21 protein-coding genes are annotated in these 23,582 nt (G+C 65.8%); 11 read left to right on the top strand and 10 right to left on the bottom strand.

Translation table 11 applies throughout. The features are described from left to right. Positions 1–11: 11 nt before the first annotated feature. Positions 12–875, bottom strand: coding sequence for a tRNA 2-thiocytidine(32) synthetase TtcA (gene ttcA, locus VFG49_RS18025; protein WP_324863133.1), 864 nt, complete (start codon positions 873–875; stop codon positions 12–14). 101 nt (positions 876–976) lie between these two features. Here ttcA and VFG49_RS18020 point away from each other — a divergent pair, with 101 nt between their 5' ends. Together VFG49_RS18020 and VFG49_RS18015 are read left to right on the top strand one after the other, a co-directional pair. Continuing rightward, the gene (locus VFG49_RS18020) at positions 977–1,183 is read left to right on the top strand and encodes a YdcH family protein (RefSeq protein WP_046972478.1); all 207 of its coding nucleotides are present in this window, start codon (positions 977–979) and stop codon (positions 1,181–1,183) included. 502 nt (positions 1,184–1,685) lie between these two features. Beyond that, on the top strand, positions 1,686–2,282 hold the full coding sequence (locus VFG49_RS18015) for a GNAT family N-acetyltransferase (protein ID WP_324863130.1): 597 nt from the start codon (positions 1,686–1,688) through the stop codon (positions 2,280–2,282). 240 nt (positions 2,283–2,522) lie between these two features. On the opposite strand, the gene pssA is transcribed toward VFG49_RS18015, so the two are convergent. The 7 genes from pssA to VFG49_RS17980 form a co-directional block, all read right to left on the bottom strand. After that, complete coding sequence (gene pssA, locus VFG49_RS18010; protein WP_324863128.1) at positions 2,523–3,923, bottom strand: CDP-diacylglycerol--serine O-phosphatidyltransferase; 1,401 nt, start codon at positions 3,921–3,923, stop codon at positions 2,523–2,525. Between the two features lie 123 nt (positions 3,924–4,046). Continuing rightward, positions 4,047–5,069 carry an HlyD family secretion protein gene (locus tag VFG49_RS18005; RefSeq protein WP_324863126.1) on the bottom strand — a complete coding sequence of 341 codons (1,023 nt, stop codon included), beginning with the start codon at positions 5,067–5,069 and terminating at the stop codon, positions 4,047–4,049. Positions 5,070–5,075: 6 nt separating this feature from the next. Continuing rightward, on the bottom strand, positions 5,076–5,276 hold the full coding sequence (locus tag VFG49_RS18000) for a DUF1656 domain-containing protein (RefSeq protein WP_324863124.1): 201 nt from the start codon (positions 5,274–5,276) through the stop codon (positions 5,076–5,078). Beyond that, positions 5,266–7,407 (bottom strand): FUSC family protein, encoded by a 2,142-nt coding sequence (locus VFG49_RS17995; protein ID WP_324863122.1) that lies wholly within the window; start codon positions 7,405–7,407, stop codon positions 5,266–5,268. Before VFG49_RS17995 ends, VFG49_RS18000 begins: the two co-directional genes overlap by 11 nt. Before the next feature lie 3 nt (positions 7,408–7,410). Continuing rightward, positions 7,411–7,905 carry a MarR family transcriptional regulator gene (locus tag VFG49_RS17990; RefSeq protein ID WP_324863120.1) on the bottom strand — a complete coding sequence of 165 codons (495 nt, stop codon included), beginning with the start codon at positions 7,903–7,905 and terminating at the stop codon, positions 7,411–7,413. 345 nt (positions 7,906–8,250) lie between these two features. Beyond that, positions 8,251–8,676, bottom strand: coding sequence for a DUF4156 domain-containing protein (locus VFG49_RS17985; protein WP_324863118.1), 426 nt, complete (start codon positions 8,674–8,676; stop codon positions 8,251–8,253). Between the two features lie 100 nt (positions 8,677–8,776). Then, complete coding sequence (locus VFG49_RS17980; protein WP_324863116.1) at positions 8,777–11,650, bottom strand: pitrilysin family protein; 2,874 nt, start codon at positions 11,648–11,650, stop codon at positions 8,777–8,779. Positions 11,651–11,925: 275 nt separating this feature from the next. Here VFG49_RS17980 and VFG49_RS17975 point away from each other — a divergent pair, with 275 nt between their 5' ends. From VFG49_RS17975 to VFG49_RS17945, 7 genes are all read left to right on the top strand, one after another. Beyond that, a complete protein-coding gene (locus tag VFG49_RS17975; RefSeq protein ID WP_324863114.1) occupies positions 11,926–12,126 on the top strand; it encodes a hypothetical protein in 201 nt (66 codons plus the stop codon). 52 nt (positions 12,127–12,178) lie between these two features. After that, positions 12,179–12,643 (top strand): tRNA (uridine(34)/cytosine(34)/5-carboxymethylaminomethyluridine(34)-2'-O)-methyltransferase TrmL, encoded by a 465-nt coding sequence (trmL, locus tag VFG49_RS17970; RefSeq protein ID WP_324863112.1) that lies wholly within the window; start codon positions 12,179–12,181, stop codon positions 12,641–12,643. Positions 12,644–12,847: 204 nt separating this feature from the next. After that, positions 12,848–13,498 carry a ubiquinone biosynthesis accessory factor UbiJ gene (locus tag VFG49_RS17965; protein WP_324863110.1) on the top strand — a complete coding sequence of 217 codons (651 nt, stop codon included), beginning with the start codon at positions 12,848–12,850 and terminating at the stop codon, positions 13,496–13,498. An 8-nt stretch (positions 13,499–13,506) separates the two neighbouring features. Beyond that, on the top strand, positions 13,507–15,147 hold the full coding sequence (gene ubiB / locus VFG49_RS17960; RefSeq protein ID WP_414649180.1) for a ubiquinone biosynthesis regulatory protein kinase UbiB: 1,641 nt from the start codon (positions 13,507–13,509) through the stop codon (positions 15,145–15,147). 175 nt (positions 15,148–15,322) lie between these two features. After that, positions 15,323–16,024, top strand: a complete 702-nt coding sequence (locus VFG49_RS17955; RefSeq protein ID WP_324863108.1) for a pseudouridine synthase — start codon at positions 15,323–15,325, stop codon at positions 16,022–16,024. Positions 16,025–16,076: 52 nt separating this feature from the next. Continuing rightward, a complete protein-coding gene (gene arfB / locus VFG49_RS17950) occupies positions 16,077–16,499 on the top strand; it encodes an alternative ribosome rescue aminoacyl-tRNA hydrolase ArfB (RefSeq protein ID WP_324863106.1) in 423 nt (140 codons plus the stop codon). An 8-nt stretch (positions 16,500–16,507) separates the two neighbouring features. Continuing rightward, the gene (locus VFG49_RS17945) at positions 16,508–17,092 is read left to right on the top strand and encodes a 1-acyl-sn-glycerol-3-phosphate acyltransferase (RefSeq protein WP_324863104.1); all 585 of its coding nucleotides are present in this window, start codon (positions 16,508–16,510) and stop codon (positions 17,090–17,092) included. Positions 17,093–17,229: 137 nt separating this feature from the next. Here the strand turns inward: VFG49_RS17945 and VFG49_RS17940 are convergent, their stop codons facing one another. After that, positions 17,230–18,270: a LysR family transcriptional regulator gene (locus tag VFG49_RS17940; protein WP_324863102.1), complete on the bottom strand. Its 1,041-nt coding sequence runs from the start codon at positions 18,268–18,270 to the stop codon at positions 17,230–17,232. Positions 18,271–18,394: 124 nt separating this feature from the next. Here VFG49_RS17940 and aceB point away from each other — a divergent pair, with 124 nt between their 5' ends. Further along, positions 18,395–19,993 (top strand): malate synthase A, encoded by a 1,599-nt coding sequence (aceB, locus tag VFG49_RS17935; protein ID WP_324863100.1) that lies wholly within the window; start codon positions 18,395–18,397, stop codon positions 19,991–19,993. 116 nt (positions 19,994–20,109) lie between these two features. Next, positions 20,110–21,414 (top strand): isocitrate lyase, encoded by a 1,305-nt coding sequence (aceA, locus tag VFG49_RS17930; RefSeq protein WP_324863098.1) that lies wholly within the window; start codon positions 20,110–20,112, stop codon positions 21,412–21,414. Positions 21,415–21,515: 101 nt separating this feature from the next. Here the strand turns inward: aceA and VFG49_RS17925 are convergent, their stop codons facing one another. Then, positions 21,516–23,315: a sodium:proton antiporter gene (locus VFG49_RS17925; protein ID WP_324863095.1), complete on the bottom strand. Its 1,800-nt coding sequence runs from the start codon at positions 23,313–23,315 to the stop codon at positions 21,516–21,518. Between the last annotated feature and the right edge of the window lie 267 nt (positions 23,316–23,582).

Genomic DNA, 23,582 nt, shown 5'->3' with positions numbered 1-23,582 from the left:
GGGGTTGAAGGTCACGACTCGTCCGCGTTACCGGCAAGCCACTGCTGCGCATCGGCGCGTGGAGCTTCTTCGCGCGCGCCCAGCGCGGCGAAATCAAACAGGTTGCGGTCCGCGAGCTGCGAGGGAGACACGTTGCCCAGCGCGCGGAAGATGTTCTCGGCACGGCCCGGCTGGGTTTCCTCCCAGTCTTCCAGCATGCGCTTGACCGCCTTGCGCTGCAGGTTTTCCTGCGAACCGCAGAGGTTACACGGGATGATGGGGAATGCGCGCTGCTGCGCGTAGGCGGCGATATCACTTTCCCGGCAATACGCCAGCGGGCGGATCACCACGTGACGGCCGTCGTCCGAACGCAGCTTGGGCGGCATGGCCTTGAGCTGCGCCTGGTAGAACAAGTTGAGGAAGAACGTGCCAAGGATGTCGTCGCGATGATGGCCCAGCGCGATCTTGCTGATGCCGTTGGCCGCCGCCCAGTGGTACAGCGCGCCGCGCCGCAGGCGCGAGCACAGGCTGCACATGGTCTTGCCCTCGGGGATCAGGCGGGTGACCGTGCTGTAGGTGTCCTGCTCGATGATGTGGAATGGCACGCCACGCGCGGTGAGGTAGTCCGGCAGCACATGCTCGGGAAAATCCGGCTGCTTCTGATCCAGGTTCACCGCGATCAGCTCAAAGCGCACCGGCGCCCTGGCCTGCAGCGACAGCAGGACATCCAGCAATGTGTACGAATCCTTGCCGCCCGACAGGCACACCATCACCTTGTCGCCGTCCTCGATCATGTTGAAATCGACAACGGCCTGGCCCACCTGATGACGCAGGCGCCGGGCCAGCTTGGCGACCTCGTACTGCTGCTTGCGGTTGGTCTCGGGCTGGGCGGACATGGGCGATAACGGGCGGGTCGGCCTCCCATTGTAGCGGCCTGGGCGCCCCGGGTCCGGCAGCAGTACACTCGTGGTTCTCAGTAGCTGCCGTCGTATCGCCCATGCAGGTCCAGGACCAAGCCGAGATTGCCCATCTGCTGGCCGAGCTGCGCGTCGAACACCGCGACCTCGACGTGGCCATCGAGCATCTGGCCGTTTCGCTCAGCCGCGACGAACTCCAGATCACCCGCCTGAAGAAGCGCAAGCTGCTGCTGAAGGACCATATCGCCCGGCTGGAAAGCCGGCTGATTCCGGACCTGGACGCCTGAGCGCAGCCTCCGGAGGCCATCCCGAGTGGATGCCCGGACGCAGCTGCGAGCGATTTCCCGCGTTGCCCTGACCGACCGTGGCAGATTCAGCCCGCCGGCACTACGCCGTGCGCATTGGCGGGTTGACGCCGTCGATCACCGTCGCCACTGTCCTTGGCAGCCGTCAGTACGCGGATACTTCGTGGGGACGCTGGACGGCGCGGACCGGACGCGGCCGATGGCCACGCGCATCGGCTGGTTCAGCCATCGGTTGCGACGGGCGGGAAAAGGGTGTGGCGCGGCTTGCCGAGACCGGGGTAGCAAAGCCTCCTGGCTGGCGATTCGGCACAGATCCCTCCATCGCCGCGACACAGGGAGAAGCGTAGTGAGGCCGGCCGACGGACCCCATCAGACAAGTCTGAGAATGCGTAGGACATCGCCGTCAGGGACTCGGGTTTCTTCGACAGGAGACGTGGTTTGCGCCGGGCTGCTTTAATGCCGCTTCCCCGTTGAAGGACCTGCCATGGCCACGCTCACGCCCGTCACGCTGGAAGACGGTCACGTATCGCTCGAACCGCTGGTGCCCGATCACGCGGCGGCACTGGAAGCCGCCTCGGCCGATGGCGAGCTCTGGAACCTGTGGTTCACCAGCGCGCCCGCCCCGGGCCAGGCGGCCGCTTACATCGCCAGCGCGCTGGAGGGGCAGGCGGCCGGGCGCATGCTTCCGTTCGCCGTGCGCGAAAGGAGCAGCGGAGAGATCGTCGGTACCACGCGCTATTACGACTTCGTGCCCGAGCTTCCGCGTGTCGCCATCGGCTATACCTGGTATGCGCGGCGCTGGCAGAAGAGTCATCTCAACACGGCGTGCAAGCGCCTGCTGCTGCAGCACGCCTTCGAAACGCTGGGCTGCGTCGGCGTGGAATTTCACACGGACCATCGCAACCTCGATTCGCAGCGCGCCATCGAGCGCCTCGGTGCGCGTCGCGAAGGCGTGCTGCGCAACCACAAGCGCCGCCCGGACGGCACGCTGCGCGACACGGTGTGCTTCAGCGTGATCGACAGCGAATGGCCGGATGTTTCGCGCTGGCTGGCCATGCGGCTTGAGCGGCTGTCGGGTTGAGAGTTTCACGAGGCTTCGCCCTGTGGCGCATTCCGCGCGAGTCACGCACAGGGTGCACTCCCACAAAAGCGTGAAGTCGCCCCGCACTTTGAGGGAGCGCGCACTGTGCGCGACCGGTGACGCGGCCATCCGCAATCGCGAGCGATCATTTTCATCGCGCGGCGCAGCGTGCGCCTGCGCCGTTTCGCAGCCATCCAACATGGCTCGCGCACTGGGTTCGCTCCTACAGTCGAGGGTGCACTACAGCAACCGTCCGATCAGGCGATCCAGCCGCACCCGACGCAGCCGCTTGAACAGGCGGCGCACTTCCGGCGGATAGCCACGCGTGCCCGGCAATTCGCGGTAGTGCTTGAGGCGATGCGCGTGCTTGCGCAGCGTGTCCCACTCCTTCGCGTGCTGCGCCACCAGCAGATGCGACGGGTCGCGCAGGATCAATCCGTTCTCCAGGTCCAGCGCCCAGGCGCGCGGATTGAGGTTGTTGCCGGTCAGCACGGCCCATTCCTCGTCCACGAACATGCCCTTGAGGTGATAGCTGTTGTCGCCGTCGCGCCACAGCCACAGGTTGAGCTGCCCGCTGTCGATCGCACCCTGGTGCAGCCGCGCGAAGCGGCGCAGGTTGGCTTCGTACAGATAGGGCAACAGGCCGATGCGGGTGAACGGCTGCTCCGGCGGAATGTAGAAATCGTTGGCGACCTTGTCGCCCACCATGATGTCGAGCTGGCAACCCCGCCGCAACAGCTGGCCGATCACCGCGCGCACCGGGCGCGGCAGGTTGAAGTACGGCGTCAACAGGATCACCCGCCGCTGCGCGCCGCGCAGCAGGGCCAGCAAGGTGTCGTTGAGCGCGTTGTCGCTGCGCCCGAAGCCGGCCAGCGGAACCACCGAAACGTCGCCCCCGGCCGGCGTTTCGCACGGGCCCTGGTAACGCGCCTGCTGCAGCGACTGGCGCAGCCTGCGGATCGGTTCCTGCAACTCCCTGCCTCGCGGCAGCGGTCGCTGGTCGAGGCGCGGCACCGCGTCGCTGGCGGCGAATTCGCGTGCCACGAAGCCGGCCATGCTGTCCGCCAGCGCGCGGTGGCGAATGAGGTGGTAGCGGTCGAGCCGATACCTGCCATGCCGTGCGAGGTAGACGTCGTTGAGGCTGGCGCCGCTGTACAGCACGGCGTCGTCGATGATGAAACCCTTCAGGTGCAGCACGCCGAACAGCTCGCGCGTCTCCACCGGCACGCCGCGCACGACCACGCCCTCGCCCTCGCCCAGGCGCTGCGCGTAGTCGCGATACATCGCCGCGTTGCCTTCGCTGACGCCCTTGCCGATCAGGCCGCGCCGCGCGCGATGCCAGTCGACGTACACCTCGACGCGGAGCGACGGGTTCGCGGCACGTGCCGCATACAGCGCGTCGAGGATCTCGCGACCGCCATCATCGTCCTGCAGGTACAGCGCCACCAGCACGATGCGTTGACGCGCCTGCCCGATCATCGAAAGCAACGTTTCGCGGAAAGCAGCCGGCCCGTCCAGCGTCGTGATCGCCGTGGCGGGCACGGCGAAGTCCGGATGATCGGCTAAGTCGAGTCCACGCCGGCGGCGCAGGGACAGCAAGCGGCGCGCGAGGGCCCGGGGCGAAGGGAGGGGTCGATTCATGGGGCCACATGTTAATCAACCCGACGCCGCCGTAGGAGCACACGCCGAGCGCGACCGCTCGTGCTGCGTGCGGCTTCACGACATCTTCGCCTGGCGCCGTCACCAACGTGACAGCCGCCCCCCCTAATCGCTGTCCCGATCCAGCACGCGCCGCGGCTGCACGTCGATGCTCGCCGTCATGCCCGCCGCCAGCACCACGCCCTTGGGCACGCTGGCCTCGTCGATGGTGATGCGCACCGGCACACGCTGCGCCAGACGCACCCAGTTGAAGGTGGGATTGACGTCGGCCAGCAAGTCCTTGCCGGTGGGATTGTCGCGGTCGGTGATGCCGCGCGCGATGCCGCTGATATGGCCCTTGAGGTGCGTGCCGCCGCTCATCAGACGGATCTCCACCGGATCGCCCACGCGCAGGTGCGGCAGCTTGGTTTCCTCGAAATAGCCGTAGATGTAGTAGCTGTGGCGGTCGATCAGCGCCAGACGTGGCGCACCGGTAGCGGCGTAGTCACCCACGCGCACATCCAGGTTGGTCACATAGCCGTCGACCGGCGCACGCACTTCGGTGCGCTGCAGGTCGAGCTTGGCGCGATCCACCGCGACCTGCGCCTGCACCACCGCGGCCTCGGCCTGCTCGCGTGCGGCACCCGCCTGGTGGCCGCTGGCCTGCGCCTGTTCCCACACGGCACGCGCGGTCTCGGCGGCGGAGCGTGCGTCGGTGCGCTCTTCCTTCGGCACCACTTCGGCCAGTTGTTCGCGGCGCCTGGCCTGCTCCTGGCGCATGTCGTATTCGGCCTTGCGCGCGGCGGCGCTGGCGAGCACGGCGTCGATGTTGGCGCCAGCGGCACGTGCGCTTGCCTTGGCCGCGGTCAGGTTGGCCTCTGCCGTTTGCAGGGCGATCTGGAAACGCTCCGGATCGATCTCGAACAGCACCTCGCCCTTCTTCACTTCCTGGTTGTCGAGCACCGCCACCCGCGTGACCAGGCCGGACACGTCCGGCGCAATGCGCACCACCTCCGCGCGCACGCGACCGTCGCGTGTCCAGGGCGAGTACATGTAGTGCCGCCACAGCGCGTGGCCGAGCAGCAACGCCACGATGACGACCACGGCGGTAATGGCGAAACGAAGCAGGGCTTGGGGTTCGATCTTCATAAGGACTCAGGGATACAGCAGCAGGCCGACGGCGCCGAACAGCACGAAGAACACGGCGACACGAAACAGGGAGGGATGCCAGACGAAGCGATACAGGCCATAGCGGCCGACGATGGTGTCGATCAGCCAGAGCACCAGCAGGCAGCCGAGATAAACCAGGAGGATGCTGGGCACCAGCGCGTCGGCAAGGGCGATTTCACGAGGCATGATCAGGCTCCGCAGGCTTGACGATGTAGGGCGCCAGCGCGGATTCGTCATCGCGCAGCGCGGTTCGCAGTTGCAGCAGGTGCGCCAGCGCGGGCTGGCAGCTTGCACGCGCTTGCGGCAAGGTCTGGGTAGTCAGCGTGATGGCGTGGTCAACGGCGCGATCGGCCTGCCGCCAGCGCGCGTTGTCCGGTGCGTCGTACAGGCGGGCCAGCGAGTCCACGGCCCGATGCATCACCTCCATCAACGGCGGCGGCAGATCGGCATGGGACATGTCCTGGCGCAGCTCGATCACCGCGCGTCCGCTGTCGTGCACGGCCAGACCCCAGGCCAGCAGGCTGCGCGACTCGGCGCTGTGGGGCTGGGTGAATTGCACGATCTGCTGGAACAGGTCGCGGTTGGCGCTCTCGAAGCGATACAGCAGGCCTTCCATCGGCGCGGTGGCCGCAAAGCTCACCTGGCGGCGCAATTGCGCCAGCTGGCGGCGGCGCAGCCATCCGGTGCCGATCACGGTGGGTATGACCATGAACGCGGCGCCGCTCATCATCAGGCCAAACAGCGAGGCGATGGCGTCGTTGAGGAAGTGCTCGGGGTTGTAGACCATCGGGTTCTTCACCGCGAGGATGTACACGAAACCCAGCGTGTAGCCCGCACCGATGCCCGGCAGTGTCGCGTTGCGCGTAGTCAGGTAGGGTCCGATCAGCAGCAGCGGCATCGTGCTGAGCACGAACATGGTGAAGCCATCGCTGCCGGGCATGATCCAGAACACCACGACATAGGCGGCAGCCATGCCCACCGCATAGCCGATCCAGGTGTTGGCCGTGGCCGACAGTGGCGAGGGCGACGTGGCGAGCAGCCCGCTGAAGATGGTGGCGAGCAGCATGGCGCTGGGTCCGAACGGCCAACCCGTGAGTATCCAGAACGCGCTCAGCGTGATCATGGTGAGGAAAGTGCGCACCACCGCGATGAGTGGCGCGGCATAGTCATTGGCTCGCTTGAAGTCCACGCGCTCCACCGTGCCCTGCAGCCGGCCCTGCGTTTCCCGCAGCGTGGCCTCCAGCGAGGTGAAGTCCCGCAGCTCGCTGACGAAGCGATACAGCAGCGTCGCGCCGCTGTCGAACTCCAACAGCAACTCCGGATCCTGGCGCAACGCTTCGCGCAGCTCGGCCGCCAGCGGCGGAAGCTGCGCCTCGCAGGCTTCCAGCCGCGTCGCGATCAAGCGCGGCACAGCTCGCTCCGATGGCGGTGGCGAGAGCGCTTCGCCGACGGGCGCGTAGAGATGGATCAGCGCGCCCGCCGTGCGCGGATGGTGATTGCGTTGCAGTCGGTTGATGAGGTGATGCAGCGACTGGAATGTCGTGGCCGCCGCCATGTAGCGCAGATTGAGCAGCTGCATGCGACTGCTTCGCGCGCGCGCCTCGGGGTCCTCGAAAATCACCGAGGCCCGCAGGTCCTCCAATTGAACCGCCGCGCGCACGAACTGCAGGTGCGCCTGCTCCATCTTCTCGCGCGGGATCGCGCCGCCCAGGCTGCCGCGCGCAAACTCGATGAAATGCGCATAGTGCTGGCGCGCCGCGCTACGCAGCACCTGGCGCAATCGCTCGGGCAGCACGGTATCGCTGATCAGCCCGGCGACCACGATGCCAAGCAGCACTTCACTCACGCGCATCATCGCCGAATCGAACACGTTGTACGGATTGTTGATGGCGGGCAAGGCGACGATGGCAGCCGTATAGCCGGCCAGCACGAAACCGTAGGACATGAAGTTGCGGTACAGCACGGCGCCGCCTGCACACAGTCCCACCCACAGCGAGAGGCTGAGCAGGAACAGTTCGCGCTGCTGCGGAAACGCAGCCATCAGCAACACGCCGCAAAGGCTGCCGGCACAGGTGCCGATGGCCCGATAAAAACTTTTGGCCAGCACCATGCCGCTGTGCGGGTGCATGACGATGGACACCGTGATCATGGTGGTGGACGGCTGCTCCAGTTGGAACAGCATCGACAGCCAGGCAGCGATGTAGAAGGCCAGCAGGCACTTGACCACGAAGATCCACGCCTGGCGTTCGGTCGCCAGGAACTCGCCCAGCCATGCGAAGCGCCGGGTCGAGGGGATGTCCGCGCTTACCGCCGACATCACCTATTCCCGCTCCAGCTGCGCAAGGAACTTCTTCAGCAGACGCTCGAGCTGCGCCGTCTCGCGCGGCTGCATGTCACCCGCCTGGCGCTCCAGCAGCGCGCACACGTCGGGCAGGAAGCTCTCGATCAGGGCGACGCCTTCGGCGGTCAGCACCAGCGTCACCTTGCGGCGATCCTCGTCGCTTGCCTCGCGCGCGATCAGCCCCTTGTCGCACAGCTCATTGGTCAGCCGCGTGATGTTGGCCGACTTCTCGCCCGCCGCATCCGCCAGTTCGGTGGCGTGCAACGCATAGCCCTCCGTGCCGTACAGCATCATCAACAGGTTGTATTCGGGATGGTTGATGCCGTACGGGCGCAGCATGGCGTTGGCGTCGTCATGCACGCGCTTGTAGATGTGCTTGATCAAACGCACGAGCACGGCCGGATCCCGTGGGAACGCGGGGTGGCGCTGGCAGGTGATGGCCAGTCGTTGTTCCGTGGGAAGGAAGCTGCTCATGGCGTGCGGCCTAGATAGTACATATATGTAATATATATATGTGAATTTTATGCCCACACCCCAGGACGTGCAAGAGCGTCAACCCGCGCACGTGAAAAAGGCGCCACGAGGGAGCCCGCTACCAGCTCGCGTGGGTGCGCACCCTGTGCGCGACAGCGACCGGGCAAGGCCAAAAGCAGAAAGGCGCCCTTGGGCGCCTTTCACGTAAAAACCTTATGCCTTGCAGGAGCGCGTCCATTGCGCGATGGGGTGGCGAGATGCCGAAAGAGGCCGTCGCCGACCACCACCGCCTCTATGCGCCCGCCCCGTCAAACCGAGCGTCTGTCGCGCACAGGGTGCGCTCCCTCAGTTGTTCTTGACCGGATAGGTCTGAAACCCGCTGGGCGCCGAAGCCGGGCTGGCAGGGTTAGCCGGATTGGCAGGAGCGCCCGGGCGCCCAGCCGGCGCGAGCTGGGCGTTGCCGCACTGATAGGCACCCCAGGGCTGCGAGCCGTCGGCGGGATCGCCCAGCGGCTTGATAGTGTCGGCGTGCATCTTGGCGGCTTCGTTGCGCGCCATTACTTCCAGCTCGTCACGCACCTTGATGTCGTTGCGGTTCATCGGGCCGACGTGATCCATCACGGACACGGTGACCTTGCCCAGGTCACGGCAGGAAGACATGTCGCCACTCCAGGCCGTGCGAACGTTCTTGCCGGCATCGTCCAGCGTGATGCCGTAGGTGCAGGCGCCGAGCAGCGCGATGGGAACGAGCAACAACAGAGTCTTGCGCATGGATGGCTCCGCAAACGTGACATGAAAAGGCCGGGCGGTTACCCGCCCGGCCTCCATCCTAACCCGGGGACGTGAACCGGTCCCCCTATGACATCAACATTTACTTCGACGGTACCGGCTTGCCGTCGCCGTCGATCACCTGGATCTCGCCCAGGTTGAGTGCACGGACCGGCTGCTCGATCTTCTTGAGGTCGCCCACGATCACCCAAGTCAGTGCCTTCGGCTGGATGATCTCCTTCAGCGCGCTTTGCGCATCGGGCTGGCCGATGGCTTCGGTGCGGGCCTTGAGCGTCTGCACGTAATCGTCCGGACGTCCGTACTGCACGATCTCGCTCATCGCGCCCAGCACTTCCGCGCTGGTCTCGAAGCTGCCCGGCAGGCCGCGCACGTTGGAGTCCTTGATCTTGTCGACCTCCTGCCCGGTGAGCGGACGCGTGCCGACGACCTCGGTGGCCTCCTTGTCGATCTCGTGCGCGGATTCAGCCGTCTTGTCGGTCTGCACCGGCGCGTACATCAGGAACGGACGCTGCCCGATCGCATCGCGCATGAAGCTGAAAGCACCATAGGCCCAGCGCTTGTCCTCGCGCAGATTCATGTTGAGACGCGAGGTGAAGCTGCCGCCGAAGGCGCCGTTGGCGACGTCGATGGCCAGCTCGTTCGGCGCCTTGCTGGACGGCGCCAGCAGGCCGGCGAGGATCAGCGACTGCGGAGCGTCGGGCTTGTCGATGAGGAACACACGCGGCTTGGCCTGCGCCGCCACCGCGGTGATGTTCTTCTTCGGGATCGCGCTGGACGGCGCCTTCCAGTCGCCGAACGCGGCATCGAGCTGCGGAATGATCTGCTGCAGCGTGGTGTCGCCGGCGACGAGGATCTTCACGTTGTCCGGGCGCAGCCAGTCACGCTGGAACGCCGACAGATCCGACGCCTGCATCGACTTGATGGCCGCCTCGGTGCCCGAGCCGGTGAACGGAATGCCGTAGGCGTGATTGGCGCCGTACAGCAGCGGCGGCAGCGTACGCAGTGCCAGCGCGGTAGGCTGCGTCTTCTCCTGCGCGATGCCGGCCAGCCACTGGCCGCGCACGCGTTCGATATCGTCGCTCTTGAAGGCCGGGTTGCGCACGATGTCGGCGAACAGCGCCAGCGATGGCTGCAACTGGTCGTTCAACGCATTGAGCGAGGCCGAGCAGGCATCCAGCCCGCAACCGATGCGCGTGATCGCACCCAGGCGCTGCTTGCGCTTGGCCACTTCCACCGAATCGAGATCCTTGGTGCTCTCGTTCATCAGCGTGGTGGTGAAGCTGGCGGTGCCGAGCTTGTGACCCTGGTCGGCGGCATAGCCGGCATTGAACATGAGCTGCACGTGCGTCACCGGAACCGTGTGGCGCTGCGCAAGCACCACTTCGATGCCGTTCTTGAGCTTGCCGCGCTCCAGCGTGGGGAAGGTCAGGTCAGGGAACTGCGTCACCTGCGGCACGCCCTTGCTGCGATCGACCTGGTTCTTGCCGACGGTGTAGCTCTGCTTCGCCGGCATCTTCGGCGCGGGACGACCCTCGGCCGCCGACAGCGCGACCACCTTGGCGTCTTCCGTATCCGGATTGAAGTCGTTGCCGGCGGGCAGCACGGTCAGCAGGTAATCGCCCTTGCTCAGCCACTTTGCCGAGGCTGCCTTCACGCTGGACTGAGTGGCTGCGTCGGCGCGTTCCAGGTCCTTCTTGTAGGCGCCCGGATCGCCGCGGTAGACCTGACCCTCGGCCAGAATGACGGCCTTGCCGCCGAAGCCGCCGACCTTTTCCAGGCCGCGCACGAAGCCGGCACGGTTGCCGATCTTGGCGCGCTCCAGCTCGTCGGCGGTCGGGCCTTCGGCGATGAACTTCTTCAGCTCCTCGTCGATCACGGCCTCGACCTTGGCCGGATCCACGCCGTCCTTCACATCGGCCTGGATCTGGAACTGGCTGGCCAGCGCGAACGGCGAAATGCTGGCCGAGACGTCGTCGACGAGCTTGTCCTGGTAAACGAGGCGCTGATACAGGCGCGAGGTCTTGCCACCGCCGAGCGCGGTGGAGGCGAGGTCGAGCTGGATCGCGTCATCCGCTCCCAACTGCGGCACTACCCAGGTGCGATAGATGCGCGGCTGCGCCACGTGGTCGTGCTGCACGCCACGAGTGGACTTGGTCAGCGGGGTGATCCACGCCTGCTGGCGCGGCACCGGCGGGCCAGCCGGAATGTCGCCGAAGTACTTCTCGGCCTTGGCCTTGGCTGCGGCCACGGTGATGTCGCCGGCCAGCACCAGGGTGGTGTTGGCAGCGCCGTAGTAATCGTGGAACCACTGCTTCACGTCACCCAGCGAGGCCGCGTTGAGATCGGCCATCGAACCGATGGTGTCGTGCTGGTACGGATGGTTGCCCGGGTAGGTGTTGGACAGGATGTTCTGGTCCACGCGACCGTAGGGGCGGTTCTCGCCCTGGCGCTTTTCGTTCTGCACCACGCCGCGCTGGGTATCGAGTTCCTTCTGGCCGATGGCGCCCAGCAGATGGCCCATGCGATCCGATTCCATCCACAGCGCCATGTCCAGCGCGGTGGTCGGCACCGTCTCGAAGTAATTGGTGCGGTCGAACCAAGTGGTGCCATTCATGTCGGTGGCGCCGGCCAGCTCGAACGGCTGGAAGTAGACGCCCTTGTGGTTCTCCGAGCCCGAGAACATCAGGTGCTCGAACAGATGCGCGAAGCCGGTCTTGCCCTTGGGCTCGTCGGCCGAACCCACGTGGTACCAGATGCTCACCGCCACCACGGGCGCCTTGTGGTCCTCATGCACCACCACGGTCAGGCCGTTGGGCAGGGTGAAGCGGGTGTAGGCGATGTCGGGGACGGCCGTCGCGGCCAGTTCCGCCGCCGCATTGGGGGCAGCGACCGCCGGAAGGCCGGCCGAGACGCTGAGCAATCCTGCGACGAGCAGGGCGAGGGGCTTTCTTGCCATCACGACAACTCCTGGTGTTTCGGCTGGTGAACGCCGGAAGCTAGCCACTGCTCCGGGGCTTTGGCAAATGACCAATGGCACAGGTGTTAGTGCCCGGACCACTGTCCGTCCGGCTGTCCGGCCGCGCCCGGTCGCTGTCCGCGGACAGCTATCGCGCGCACCTGACTTTTCATAATTTCAAGCAAAGACAGTCACTTGTAGGTGAATGCGGGGTTGGCACGCACCTTGCCATATCTACCATGCAGGACTTACCCACTTTCATCGGAGACATGATCATGAAATTCGAAGCCTTGATGCTGCGCGGCCTGTTCGTTGCTTGCCTGATGGTTTGCGGACTCGTGTTGGGTGCCATGGTGAACGCTTCGCCCGACGCCATCCGCCTCGCCGCAGCTGGCAGCGCCGGCCAGCTGATCGCTGCCCCGGTTGCCTGTTCGCTGCCGCCCGACGGCGTGGTGTGCCCGCGCGCCAACGGTTGAGCAAGGACGCTCACCGTTTCGCCCGCCAGGGAAGACCACCGATAATGGCCGGATGCTACACGTCATCCTCTACCGACCGGAAATTCCCCCCAACACTGGCAATGTGATCAGGCTGTGCGCCAATACCGGCGCCTCGCTTCACCTGATCCGCCCCTTGGGATTCGAGCTGGACGATGCCCGCCTGCGACGCGCAGGCCTGGACTACCACGAATTCGCGCAGCTGGCCGTGCATGACGATCTCGCCAGCTGCCTCGAGGGCATCGGCCGGCCACGCGTGTTTGCCTTCTCCACGCGCGGCCGCGTGGCCCACGTCGATGCACGTTTTGCCGAAGGCGATGCCCTGTTGTTCGGCTGCGAAACCGCCGGCCTGCCCGGCGAGGTGCTCGACGCGATCCCCGAGACACAACGCCTGCGCATGCCGATGCGTCCAGACAGCCGCAGCCTGAATCTCTCCAACACCGTGGCCATTGCCGTGTATGAGGCATGGCGGCAGCTGGGTTTCAGCGGCGCCGCCTGAGCTTCACAGGGACACCTGTAGGAGCGTACCCAGTGCGCGAAAAGCCTATCCCCAAGGGGAGGTCGCGGAGCAGTGATGCGGGAACGGTATGTTTTCAGAGACCGCGGTTTCATAGCGTTGCCTCATACCCCCAATCGCGCGCTCTGTGCGCTCCTACCGGGGCGCCGGAGGTGGCCCGGCGCCCTCACCCGCTACAATCGCAACATGAACGCCACGCCCCGCTCCCTGTTGCCCCGCCCGCTGCGCGCCCTCGCCGGCCGCGCACTGGAAACCGCACTCAACCACACGCTTTCGCTGGACCCTGAAACCGTCTCGCGCCTGTCCTCGCTGGACGGACGCAGCGTGCAGCTTCATCTGCGTGGTCCGGAACTGGCGCTGTCGGTCACGGTGGATGGCGGGCGCCTGAAGGTCGGCCCCGCGCAGGACGACAGCCATCTGCGCGTGGCCGCCACGCCGGGCAGCCTGCTGGCGATGCTGGCTCGCCGCGATGAGGAAGGCGTGTCACCGGGCAAGGTGGACATCGCCGGCGACGCCGATCTTGCGCGTCGCCTGGAAAAACTCGCCAGCAAATTCGCGCCCGATTTCGAGGAAGCCTTCGCCCGCACCTTCGGCGACGTGCTCGGCGTGCCGCTGGCGAAGGCCGTGCGCAACGGCCTGGCGCATGCCAAGGAGACCGCCAGCCATCTCACCACCGACACCGCCGACTGGTTGCGCGACGAGGCCCGCGTCGCTGCCGCGCCCGGTGAAGTGGAGAGTTTCCTGGACGGTGTGGACGAGCTGCGCGAACGCAGCGATCGCCTCGAAGCCCGCCTCGCTCGCCTTGAGCAACGCCTGAAGAAGGGACCCGCCGCGTGACGACACCGCTGAAGGTCGTACCGCGTGTGATGCGCGTCGCTTTCGTGTTGCTGGCTTATCGCCTCGACGAACTGGTCGATGCCGCCCACCTGTTCCGCCCGTTGAAGCTGGTGCGTCCGCTGGTGGCCAAGCCGCGCATCAATGTGGAAGGCCTGTCGCGCGGCGCACGCCTGCGCCTGGCACTCACCGACCTGGGCCCCATCTTCGTGAAGGCCGGTCAGGTGCTGTCCACGCGCCGCGACCTGGTACCGGCCGACATCGCCGATGAACTCGCGCTTCTGCAAGACCAGGTGCCGCCCTTTCCCGGCGCCGAAGCACGTGCCATCGTCGAGCAGGAACTGAAGGCGCCGATCGCTACGCTTTATTCCAGTTTCGACGAAATGCCGCTCGCCTCCGCGTCCATCGCGCAGGTGCATGCCGCCACCCTGCACGACGGCAGCGCGGTGGTGGTGAAGGTGCTGCGCCCCGGCATCGACAAGCAGATCGCGCGCGACGTGAAACTGCTGCGCTCGCTCGGCGAACTGGCCCAGCGCTGGCATCCCAATGCCGACAAGATCCGCCCGCTCGACGTAGTGGCCGAAGTCGAAAAGATGCTGGAAAACGAGCTGGACCTGCAGCGCGAAGGCGCCAGCGCCAGCCTGCTGCGCCGCAATTTCGAAAGCGGCGTGGACCTGTACGTGCCCGCCGTGCACTGGGATCACACTGCCGCGCGCGTGCTGACGCTGGAGCGCGTCTACGGCGTGAGCTGCGACGACATCGCCGAACTCGATGCCGCCGGCATCGACCGCAAGGCGCTCGCGGTGAAGGGCGTGCGCGTGTTCTACGAGCAGGTATTCCGCGACAACTTCTTCCACGCCGACGCACACCCCGGCAACATCTGGGTCGATACCACGCGGCCGACGGAACCGCGCTTCATCGCGCTGGATTTCGGCATCATGGGTTCGCTGCCGGAAGCGGACCAGTACTGGCTGGCGCAGAACTTCATCGCGCTGTTCGAGCGCGATTACGCGCGCATCGCGCAGCTGCATGTCGATGCCGGCTGGATGCCTTCCACCGTGCGCATCGACGAACTCACTGCCGCCGTGCGTACCGTCTGCGAACCCTACTTCACCCGGCCGCTCTCGCAGATTTCGCTCGCGGAGCTGGTGGTCAAGTTGTTCCAGACCGCGCGCCGCTACGAGCTCACGCTGCAACCTCAATTGATCCTGCTGCAGAAGACCCTGCTCAACATCGAGGGCGTGGGCCGCATGCTCGATCCGCAGATCGACATCTGGGCGGTGGCGCATCCGGTGCTCAAGCGCATCCTGCGCGAACGATACAGCCCGCTGCGCACGTTGAAGGAAGCGCGCAAACGATTGCCGGAATGGTTCCACGCGGCACCGCAGTTTCCGGAACTGATCCGCGATGCGCTGCGCCAGGTGGCGAAGGGCGAGCGCGCGCAGGTGGACGATCCGTTGGAGCTGGCGCAGCGGCGCGAGGAGATGCATCGCTCGCGTCGTTCGCTGGCCTTCGGTCTGCTGGGCGGCAGCTTGCTGGTCGGCGCGGCGGTGCTGTGGACGCAGGCTTTGGAACACGGCGCATGGCCGGCCACGGTCGCGGCAGTTGCCGGGCTGCTGTCTTTTGCGTGGGGTTGGCCTCGCCGCCCCTGATTCCCCCACCGTCATGCCGGCGCAGGCCGGCACCAAGTAGCGCAACAACTGATTCTCGTGACGCCTGGTGAACTGTCTGCGCGAACACCCTGGCATGCCGATACTGCATGCCGGCCTGCGCCGGCATGACGGCCTTGACGAGGTGCGCGGACCACTCCCACTTCCGGCTGTTCAAATGCTCGACATCCTCTACCAAGACGACGCCCTCATCGCGGTCAACAAACCCGCGGGCCTGGCCGTGCACCGCTCCAAGATGGTCGGCAACGCCGAAGAGTTCCTGATCGACCAGCTGCGCGAACAGGTCGGCGGCATCACCTACCTGGCGCATCGCCTCGACCGCGCCACCAGCGGCGTATTGCTGGTGGCGCGCTCCAGTGAAATTGCCGCCGCGCTGGGCGAACAGTTCATGGGCCGCGACGTGCACAAGCAGTATCTGGCAGTCGTGCGCGGCTGGCCCGACCCCGCCGAGGGCGTGGTGGACTATCCCCTGCCCGGTTCACGCGAGACCGGCCCGCGGCGTGACGCCAGCACGAGCTACCAGCGACTGGCCACGGTGGAAGTGCCCATCGCCCTGGGCCGCTATCCGCAGCAGCGTTACGCGCTGGTACTGGCCGAGCCGCATACCGGCCGGTTCCGGCAGATCCGCAAGCACATGGCGCACATCCATCACCCGATCATCGGCGACTGCCAGCATGGCCGCGGCGACCATAACCGCCTGTACAAGCAATACTTCAGCTGCCATCGCATGCTTCTTCACGCCTGGCGACTGAGTTTTGCGCACCCCGTCAGCGGCGAGCCCCTGCGGCTCGAAGCGCCCCTGGATCCGGCGTATCGCGCGCTGCTGGAACGCTTCGGCTGGGCGGTTCCCACCGGCTGATGCCGCAGTGCGGCGTGGCACCGTGTCATGCGCCCCCGCTAAACTTTGCGCCATGCTCAACGTCAGCCGATCCATCGTCCTGCCCGAGACCGAGCTGACCGAGCGCTTCCTGCGAGCCGATGGTCCCGGTGGCCAGCACGTCAACCGCACCGAAAGCGCCGTCGAACTGCGCTTCGATGTCGCCCAGTCGCCGTCCCTGCCGGAGCCCGTGCGTGCGCGTCTGCTGGCGCGACGGGATCGCCGGCTTACCGACGACGGCGTGCTGGTGATCCAGGCTCGCCGCTTTCGCGACCAGTCCCGCAACCGCGAAGATGCACGCGATCGCCTGGCCGAAATCATCCGTGGCGCACTGGTGGCTCCCAAAGCCCGCGTCGCCACCAAACCCACCCGCGGCTCGCAGGAGCGCCGGCTTGCCGGCAAACAGCAACGCGGCAAGATCAAGCAAACGCGTTCGCGTGACTGGAGTCGTGAATGAGCACCCCGATGCTCCCCCCTGCCCCGCCCGAGGCTCCCAAGCTCAACAGCCGATTCTGGCCGTGGCTCGCGCGCTGCCTGCTGCGACTGTCCGGCTGGAAGCTCCTCGGCCAACTGCCGAACGAGCCCAAGCTGATCATCATCGGCGCGCCGCATTCGTCCTATTGGGACGGCTACTACGGCCTGCTGATGAAGATCGGCCTGGGCGTGGACATCAACATCATGATCAAACGCGAGGTGCTGGAGGGCCCGCTCGGCCTGATCCTGCGTCCGATCGGCATGATTGCCATCAATCGCAGCGCCGCGCTCAACGTGGTCGACCAGATGGTGAAGCGCTTCCAGGAAAAGGACCGCATGTGGCTGGGCATCACGCCCGAAGGCACGCGCAAGAAGGTCAAGCACTGGAAGTCCGGCTTCCTGCGCATCGCGCACGACGCGGGCGTGCCGATCCAGACCTTGTTCCTGGACTACCCGACGAAGACCTTCACCTTCGGCCCGGTGGTGCGCACCACCGACGACCCCGATGCCGACATGGTCCGGATCCGCGCGCTGTTCACGCCCTATCGGGGCAAGCATCGCGGGGCGAACGACTAGCCTCACTTGTGGGAGCGCACCCTGTCCGCGACAGCAAGCCGGCGGCACGGCCCAGTGCCGGGTTCTGGCGATATCGGTGAGGTCGCTTTCGTTAGGCGCCTATCGCGCACAGGGTGCGCTCCTACAGGAGCATTCTGTCAGCGCTCGGAATGCCCCGATTCGTCGTAATCGCGATGCGTCAGCAAACCCGGCTTCACCAGATCCACGAATGCGCGCGCTTCGGCACTGAGGAATTTGCCCTTGCGCATCACCACGCCGTAGCTGCGCTGGGGGAAATACTGCTTCATGTTTCGGACGGCCAAACGCGAGCGGTCGGCCTCCGTGATGCAGATGCCGGTGACGATGGAAATGCCCAGCCCCATCGCCACGTATTCCTTGATCACGTCCCAGCCGCCCACCTCGATGGCCACGCGGTAGGGCACCTGCCGCTGCTGGAATACCAGGTCGACCAGACGATAAGTGGATAGCCGCTGCGGCGGCAGGATCAAGCCGTAGGGGGAAAGGTCCTGCAGCGTCACGTTCGACATCGATGCCAGCGGATGGTCCAGTGGCGTGATCAGCATCGGGTCGTAGTGGTGCACCGGCGCCCACGCGATGTCGTTGGGCACATCCAGCATGGAACCCACCGCGAAATCCGCTTCGTCCGCTCGCAACAGCGCCATGCCGTCTTTGCCGGTGACATTGGCCAACTGCAGCTGCACCTCGGGGAACTGTTCGCGGTAACGGCGGACCAGGTCGGGCAGCAGGTACTGGATGGTGGACGAGCCCGCCGCAATGGTGAGGCGACCGCCCTGCAAGCCTTTCACCTTGGCGTGGAAGTCGCGGTCGAGATTCTCCCAGCCTTCGACCAGCGGCCGGGCCAGTTCGTACAGCGCCTCGCCCGCGTCGGTGAGGTTGATGCGGCGGCGACGTCGCTCCAGCAGGCTGACTCCGAGCTCCCGCTCCAGCGCCTGCAGCTGCAGGCTCACTGTCGGCTGCGACAGGTAAAGCGCCTCCGCGGCGCGCGTCAGGGTGCCCAGCTTCACGGTGTAGACGAAGGCCCGCATCTGCTTCTGGCGGTTCCCCTTGTAGTAGTAGCGACCCGGTTCGCCACCTTGGCCGTTCGCGTCCTTTCGGCGCTTTGCCGGCGCGGCATGGCGCTTTTTCGGCTTACTCAGTCGATTTTCGCCCGATTTCATGCCAGCCATCTCAATGAGTTACGAATAGCATTGAAATAGACAATATCAAAAATTGAAACATTTGCTTTGTCAAAGCCAATTTCCGTGACCTAGTGTCATCCCATCGTCATCACGGAGATCCGCCATGGCTGTCCCCAAGGAACGCATTGCTCCGCCGCCCGCCCAAGTCGATGCCGCGACCCGCCCGGAGCACGCCGCCATCCTCACTCCGGATGCCCTGGCGTTCCTCGCCGGCCTGCATCGTCAGTTCGATGACCGGCGCCAGGCCCTGCTGGCGGCCCGCGAGGCACGGCAGGCGCGGATCGACGCCGGCGAGCTGCCGGACTTCCGCGCAGATACCCTGGCCATCCGCGAGGGCCAATGGATCGTCGCCCCGATCCCGGCCGCGCTGCGCGACCGTCGCGTGGAGATCACCGGCCCGGTCGAGCGCAAGATGATCATCAACGCGCTCAACTCCGGCGCGAAGGTCTTCATGGCCGACTTCGAGGATTCCTCGGCGCCCACCTTCACCAACCAGATCGACGGCCAGATCAACCTGCGCGATGCGGTGAACGGCTCGATCGAATACACCTCGCCGGAAGGCAAGCACTACCGGGTGAACGACAACCCCGCCGTGCTGGTGGTGCGTCCGCGCGGTTGGCACCTGCCGGAGCACCACATCACCGTCGATGGCGAACCGATGAGCGGCGCGCTGGTGGATTTCGGCCTGTTTGCCTTCCACAACGCACGCAGGTTGCTGTCGCGCGATCGCGGCCCGTACTTCTACCTGCCCAAGCTGCAGGCGATGGAAGAGGCCGCGCTGTGGAACGAGGTGATGGCCGCGACCGAAGCCGCACTCGACCTGCCACCGGAGTGCATGAAGGCCACGGTGCTGATCGAGACGCTGCCGGCCGTGTTCCAGATGCACGAGATCCTGCATGCGCTGCGCGGTCGCGTGGTGGGTCTCAACTGCGGACGCTGGGACTACATCTTTTCCTACCTGAAGACCTTCCGCGCACACCGCGACCGCCTGCTTCCGGACCGCGGCCAGGTGCAAATGACCGTGCCGTTCCTCAAGGCTTATTCGGAGCTGCTCATCCAGACCTGCCACCGCCGCGGTGCGCTCGCCATGGGCGGCATGGCAGCGCAGATTCCGATCAAGGGCGACGAGGCAGCCAACGACGCCGCGCTGGCCAAGGTGCGCGCGGACAAGCTGCGTGAAGTGCAGGCCGGACACGACGGTACCTGGGTGGCGCATCCCGCGTTGGTCGCGGTGGCGCAGGAAGTGTTCGACAAGTACATGCCGTCGCCGAACCAGCTCAATGTCGCGCGTGCCGACGTCGACGTCGGGCGCGATCAATTGATCGCGCCGTGCAGCGGCACCATCACCCGCGCCGGCTTCGACAACAACGTGGACGTGGCACTGCGCTACACCGCGTCGTGGCTGGACGGGCAGGGCTGCGTGCCAATCCATCACCTGATGGAAGACGCCGCCACCGCCGAGATCGCACGCGCGCAGCTATGGCAGTGGCTGCACCTTGGCCCGCTGGAATTCACCGACCACGCGCCGATCGACTTCGCGTTGTTCGACCACTCGCTGGCCAAGCACACGCATCGGCTGATCGAAGAGAAGGGTCCGTATTCGCATCGTGCGGAGCAGGCCGCCGCCTTGCTCCGCCAGCTCACGCACGCCGACGAACTTGGCGATTTCCTCACCCTTGCGGCCTACAGCCAGCTCGCCTGACAGCCCCTGCAGGAGCGCACCCAGTGCGCGAAAAGCCTGCACAGCGAAACTACCCCAGCCGCGCACAGTGCGCGTCACACAACAAAGCGCATTCGCACACGCAACGGAGTCACCTCATGAAGAACACGCTGCCCACCTCTGAACAGATCGCGCTCGACTGGACCAACAACCCCCGCTGGAACGGCGTCCAGCGCAACTACAGCGCCGAAGACGTCGCACGCCTGCGCGGCACCGTCACGGTCGAGCACTCACTGGCCCGCCGAGGCGCCGAGCGTCTGTGGAAGTCGCTGCACAAGGAAGACTTCGTCAACGCGCTGGGTGCACTTACCGGCAACCAGGCCATGCAACAGGTGAAGGCCGGGCTGCAGGCGATCTATCTCAGCGGCTGGCAGGTAGCTGCCGATGCCAACCTCGCCGGCGAGATGTATCCGGACCAGTCTCTGTATCCGGCCAACTCCGTGCCTCAAGTGGTCAAGCGCATCAACAACACGCTGCTGCGCGCCGACCAGCTGCATCACGCCGAAGGCAACAACGAGATCGACTGGATGGTGCCGATCGTCGCTGATGCGGAAGCCGGTTTCGGTGGCGTGCTCAATGCGTTCGAGTTGATGAAGGCGATGATCGAGGCCGGCGCTGCCGGCGTGCACTTCGAGGACCAGCTCGCTTCGGTGAAGAAGTGCGGCCACATGGGCGGCAAAGTGCTGGTGCCGACGCGCGAGGCGGTGGACAAGCTCAACGCCGCACGCCTTGCCGCCGACGTGCTGGGCGTGCCGACTTTGATCGTGGCGCGCACCGATGCGGATGCCGCCGACCTGCTCACCTCCGACATCGATGCCAACGACCAGCCGTTCGTCACCGGCGAGCGCACCGTGGAAGGCTTCTTCCGCGTGCGTCCGGGCCTGGACCAGGCCATCAGCCGCGGCCTCGCCTATGCGCCGTATGCCGATCTGGTGTGGTGCGAAACCAGCAAGCCGAACCTGGAAGAAGCGCGCAAGTTCGCCGAGGCCATCCACGCCAAGTACCCGGGCAAGCTGCTGGCCTACAACTGCTCGCCCAGCTTCAACTGGAAGAAGAACCTCGACGACGCCACCATCGCCAAGTTCCAGAAGGAACTGGGCGCCATGGGCTACAAGTTCCAGTTCATCACCCTGGCCGGTTTCCACAGCCTCAACTACGGCATGTTCGATCTGGCCTATGGTTATGCCCGTCGCCAGATGAGCGCCTTCGTCGAGCTGCAGGAGAAGGAGTTCGCCGCCGCCGAGCGTGGCTTCACCGCGGTGAAGCATCAGCGCGAAGTGGGCACGGGCTACTTCGACGCCGTGACCCAGGCCATCCAGCAGGGCCAGTCGTCGACCACCGCGCTCAAGGGTTCCACCGAAGAGTCGCAGTTCCACGCCTCTCGCCACGCCAGCGCAGCGTGACGTCATCCATCGCGTGAGCCGGCAAGGACGCCGGCGCGTGCGTGGGAAGCGCGGCCCTGTCCTGCGCTTCCCGCGCGCGCCACGCAGGGAAGACGTGTGATTCAGCCGACCGGACGCAGGTTTTCCGGCGGCACCAGTGCGATCACCAGCCAACCCGGCCGGGGCTCGAGCTCTCGCTTGATGGACGCAACCCGCAAGGCGCCTTTTTCTTCCACGCCAAACAGCAATACCGTGCTGGAGCCGTACTGCTCGATGAAGTGCGGCCAATCGAAGGTCGCGGTCAGGCGTGTCGCCTTGGTCAGCCAACCCTCCGCCAGGCGCTCGGCAAACCTCTCGTGCGTCATGTCCGCGGCGAACAACGCGGGTGCCAGCAGGTGGCCTCCCCATTGCGTGCGCTCGTGCGCGTCATGCGTGTCTTCATTGAGCAGGCGATAGACGCGGCCGCGACCAAATTCCTGGCGGTAATACACGCAGGCCAGCGCGTTGCGCTCACGATTGGCCGACATGGCGAGCAGGCGGCCCATGCCGGTGAGATCCAGATGACGCTCGGCATACGCCGTCGCCGGATGCCCGTAGAACGTGGGCAACCCCTCCATGCGCGCGGCATGCAGATCGCGCCATTGCTCGTCGGCCACGATCACGCGAAATCCTGCATCGATCAGCGAGTGAGCTACCAGGCGTGCCGCAGCGTCCGCGCCGTAGATCAACACGCCGGTGGGATCGGGCTCGGCCACCTTCAGCCAGCGTGCCAAGGGACGCGCCGTGGCGCTCTGCAACACCACCGTGCCAATGATCAGGATGAACACCAGCGGCACCAGCTGCTTGGCGCCATCGAGCCCCAGCGCATCCATTTTGAGCGCGAACAGTGCCGATACCGCCGCCGCGACGATGCCGCGTGGCGCCACCCAAGCAATCAGCGCGCGTTCGCGCCAGTTCAACGTGCTGCCGATGGTGGCCAACGTCGCCGTGACAGGGCGCACGATCAGTTGCGCCACGATGAAGATCGCGACCCCCGACCACAACACGCCCGGCGGCAACGGCCACGCCAACCGCGCCGCCAGCAGGATGAAAAGGCTCGACACCAGCAGCGTCGTGAGGTTTTCCTTGAAATCCAGGATGTCGTCGATGTGCACGCCGCGCATGTTGCCCAGCGCCATGCCCATCACGGTCACCGCCAACAGGCCCGATTCATGCGTGAGAGTGTTCGACAGCGAGAACGCCAGCAATACCGCGACCAGCGTGCCGTAGTTCTGCAAATACTCGGGAATCAGCTGTCGCCGCAGCAGAAACGCCAGCAGCATCGCCGTCAACAAGCCCACCACCACGCCGCACACGAGGACCGCGATGAAGACACCGACCGTGTGGCCTTGCTGGCGCGAGACGATTGCTTCGTACACCAGCACGGCAAACAGCGCGCCCAGCGGATCGATCACGATGCCTTCCCAGCGCAGCGTATTTGCAATGCGCGCGTTCGGGCGCACGGTGCGCAGCATCGGCGCGATCACGGTCGGCCCCGTCACGCAGGTAAGTGCGCCAAACAACAGCGCCACTTCCCAGCTCAGTCCCGCGAGGTAATGCGCGGCCACGCCCAGCAGCAGTACTGCGACGATGGCGCCATAGGTCACCAGACCGCGCACGGCGTGGCCGATATCAGGCAGCTCGCTGAAGCGCAGGGTGAGGCTGCCCTCGAACAGGATCACCGACACGGCCAGCGACACGATCGGAAACAGCAGCGGCCCCAGCAGACGGTCCGGCTGCAACGCCCCGACCACCGGCCCCATCACGATGCCCGCCAGCAGCAGGAACAGGATCGCCGGCAGCCTGACCCGCCACGCCAGCCACTGGGCGAGGAAACCCACGGCCAGCATGCACACCAGCAACAATCCAAGATCCGGCGACATGCACGTTCCTTCGAGCGCCCGCGACCGGGTTATCGGAGCACGCGTCAGCCCGCGGAGTCCACCGCGCGATATCGAGCAAGCAAGGGGAAGGAGAAAAGGCCAGACCCCGGTATCGGACGGGGGGAGGGGGAGGGAGTACCGATACCGGGGCGGCGGGCTGAGTTCAATAAAGAACTAGCGAGTACAAATAATACGCCCGGGTGCGCCTAAGTCAATACCCACCAGTTCAAAAATTGACTCGTCCGGCCTGGAAAGCCATCCGCCGCG

Origin of the sequence: Dyella sp. (assembly GCF_035685885.1) — a bacterium.
Taxonomy (GTDB): Bacteria; Pseudomonadota; Gammaproteobacteria; order Xanthomonadales; family Rhodanobacteraceae; genus Dyella.
Note: the sequence above shows the minus strand (reverse complement) of the source record. Positions and strands in the feature narration are given on the sequence as shown.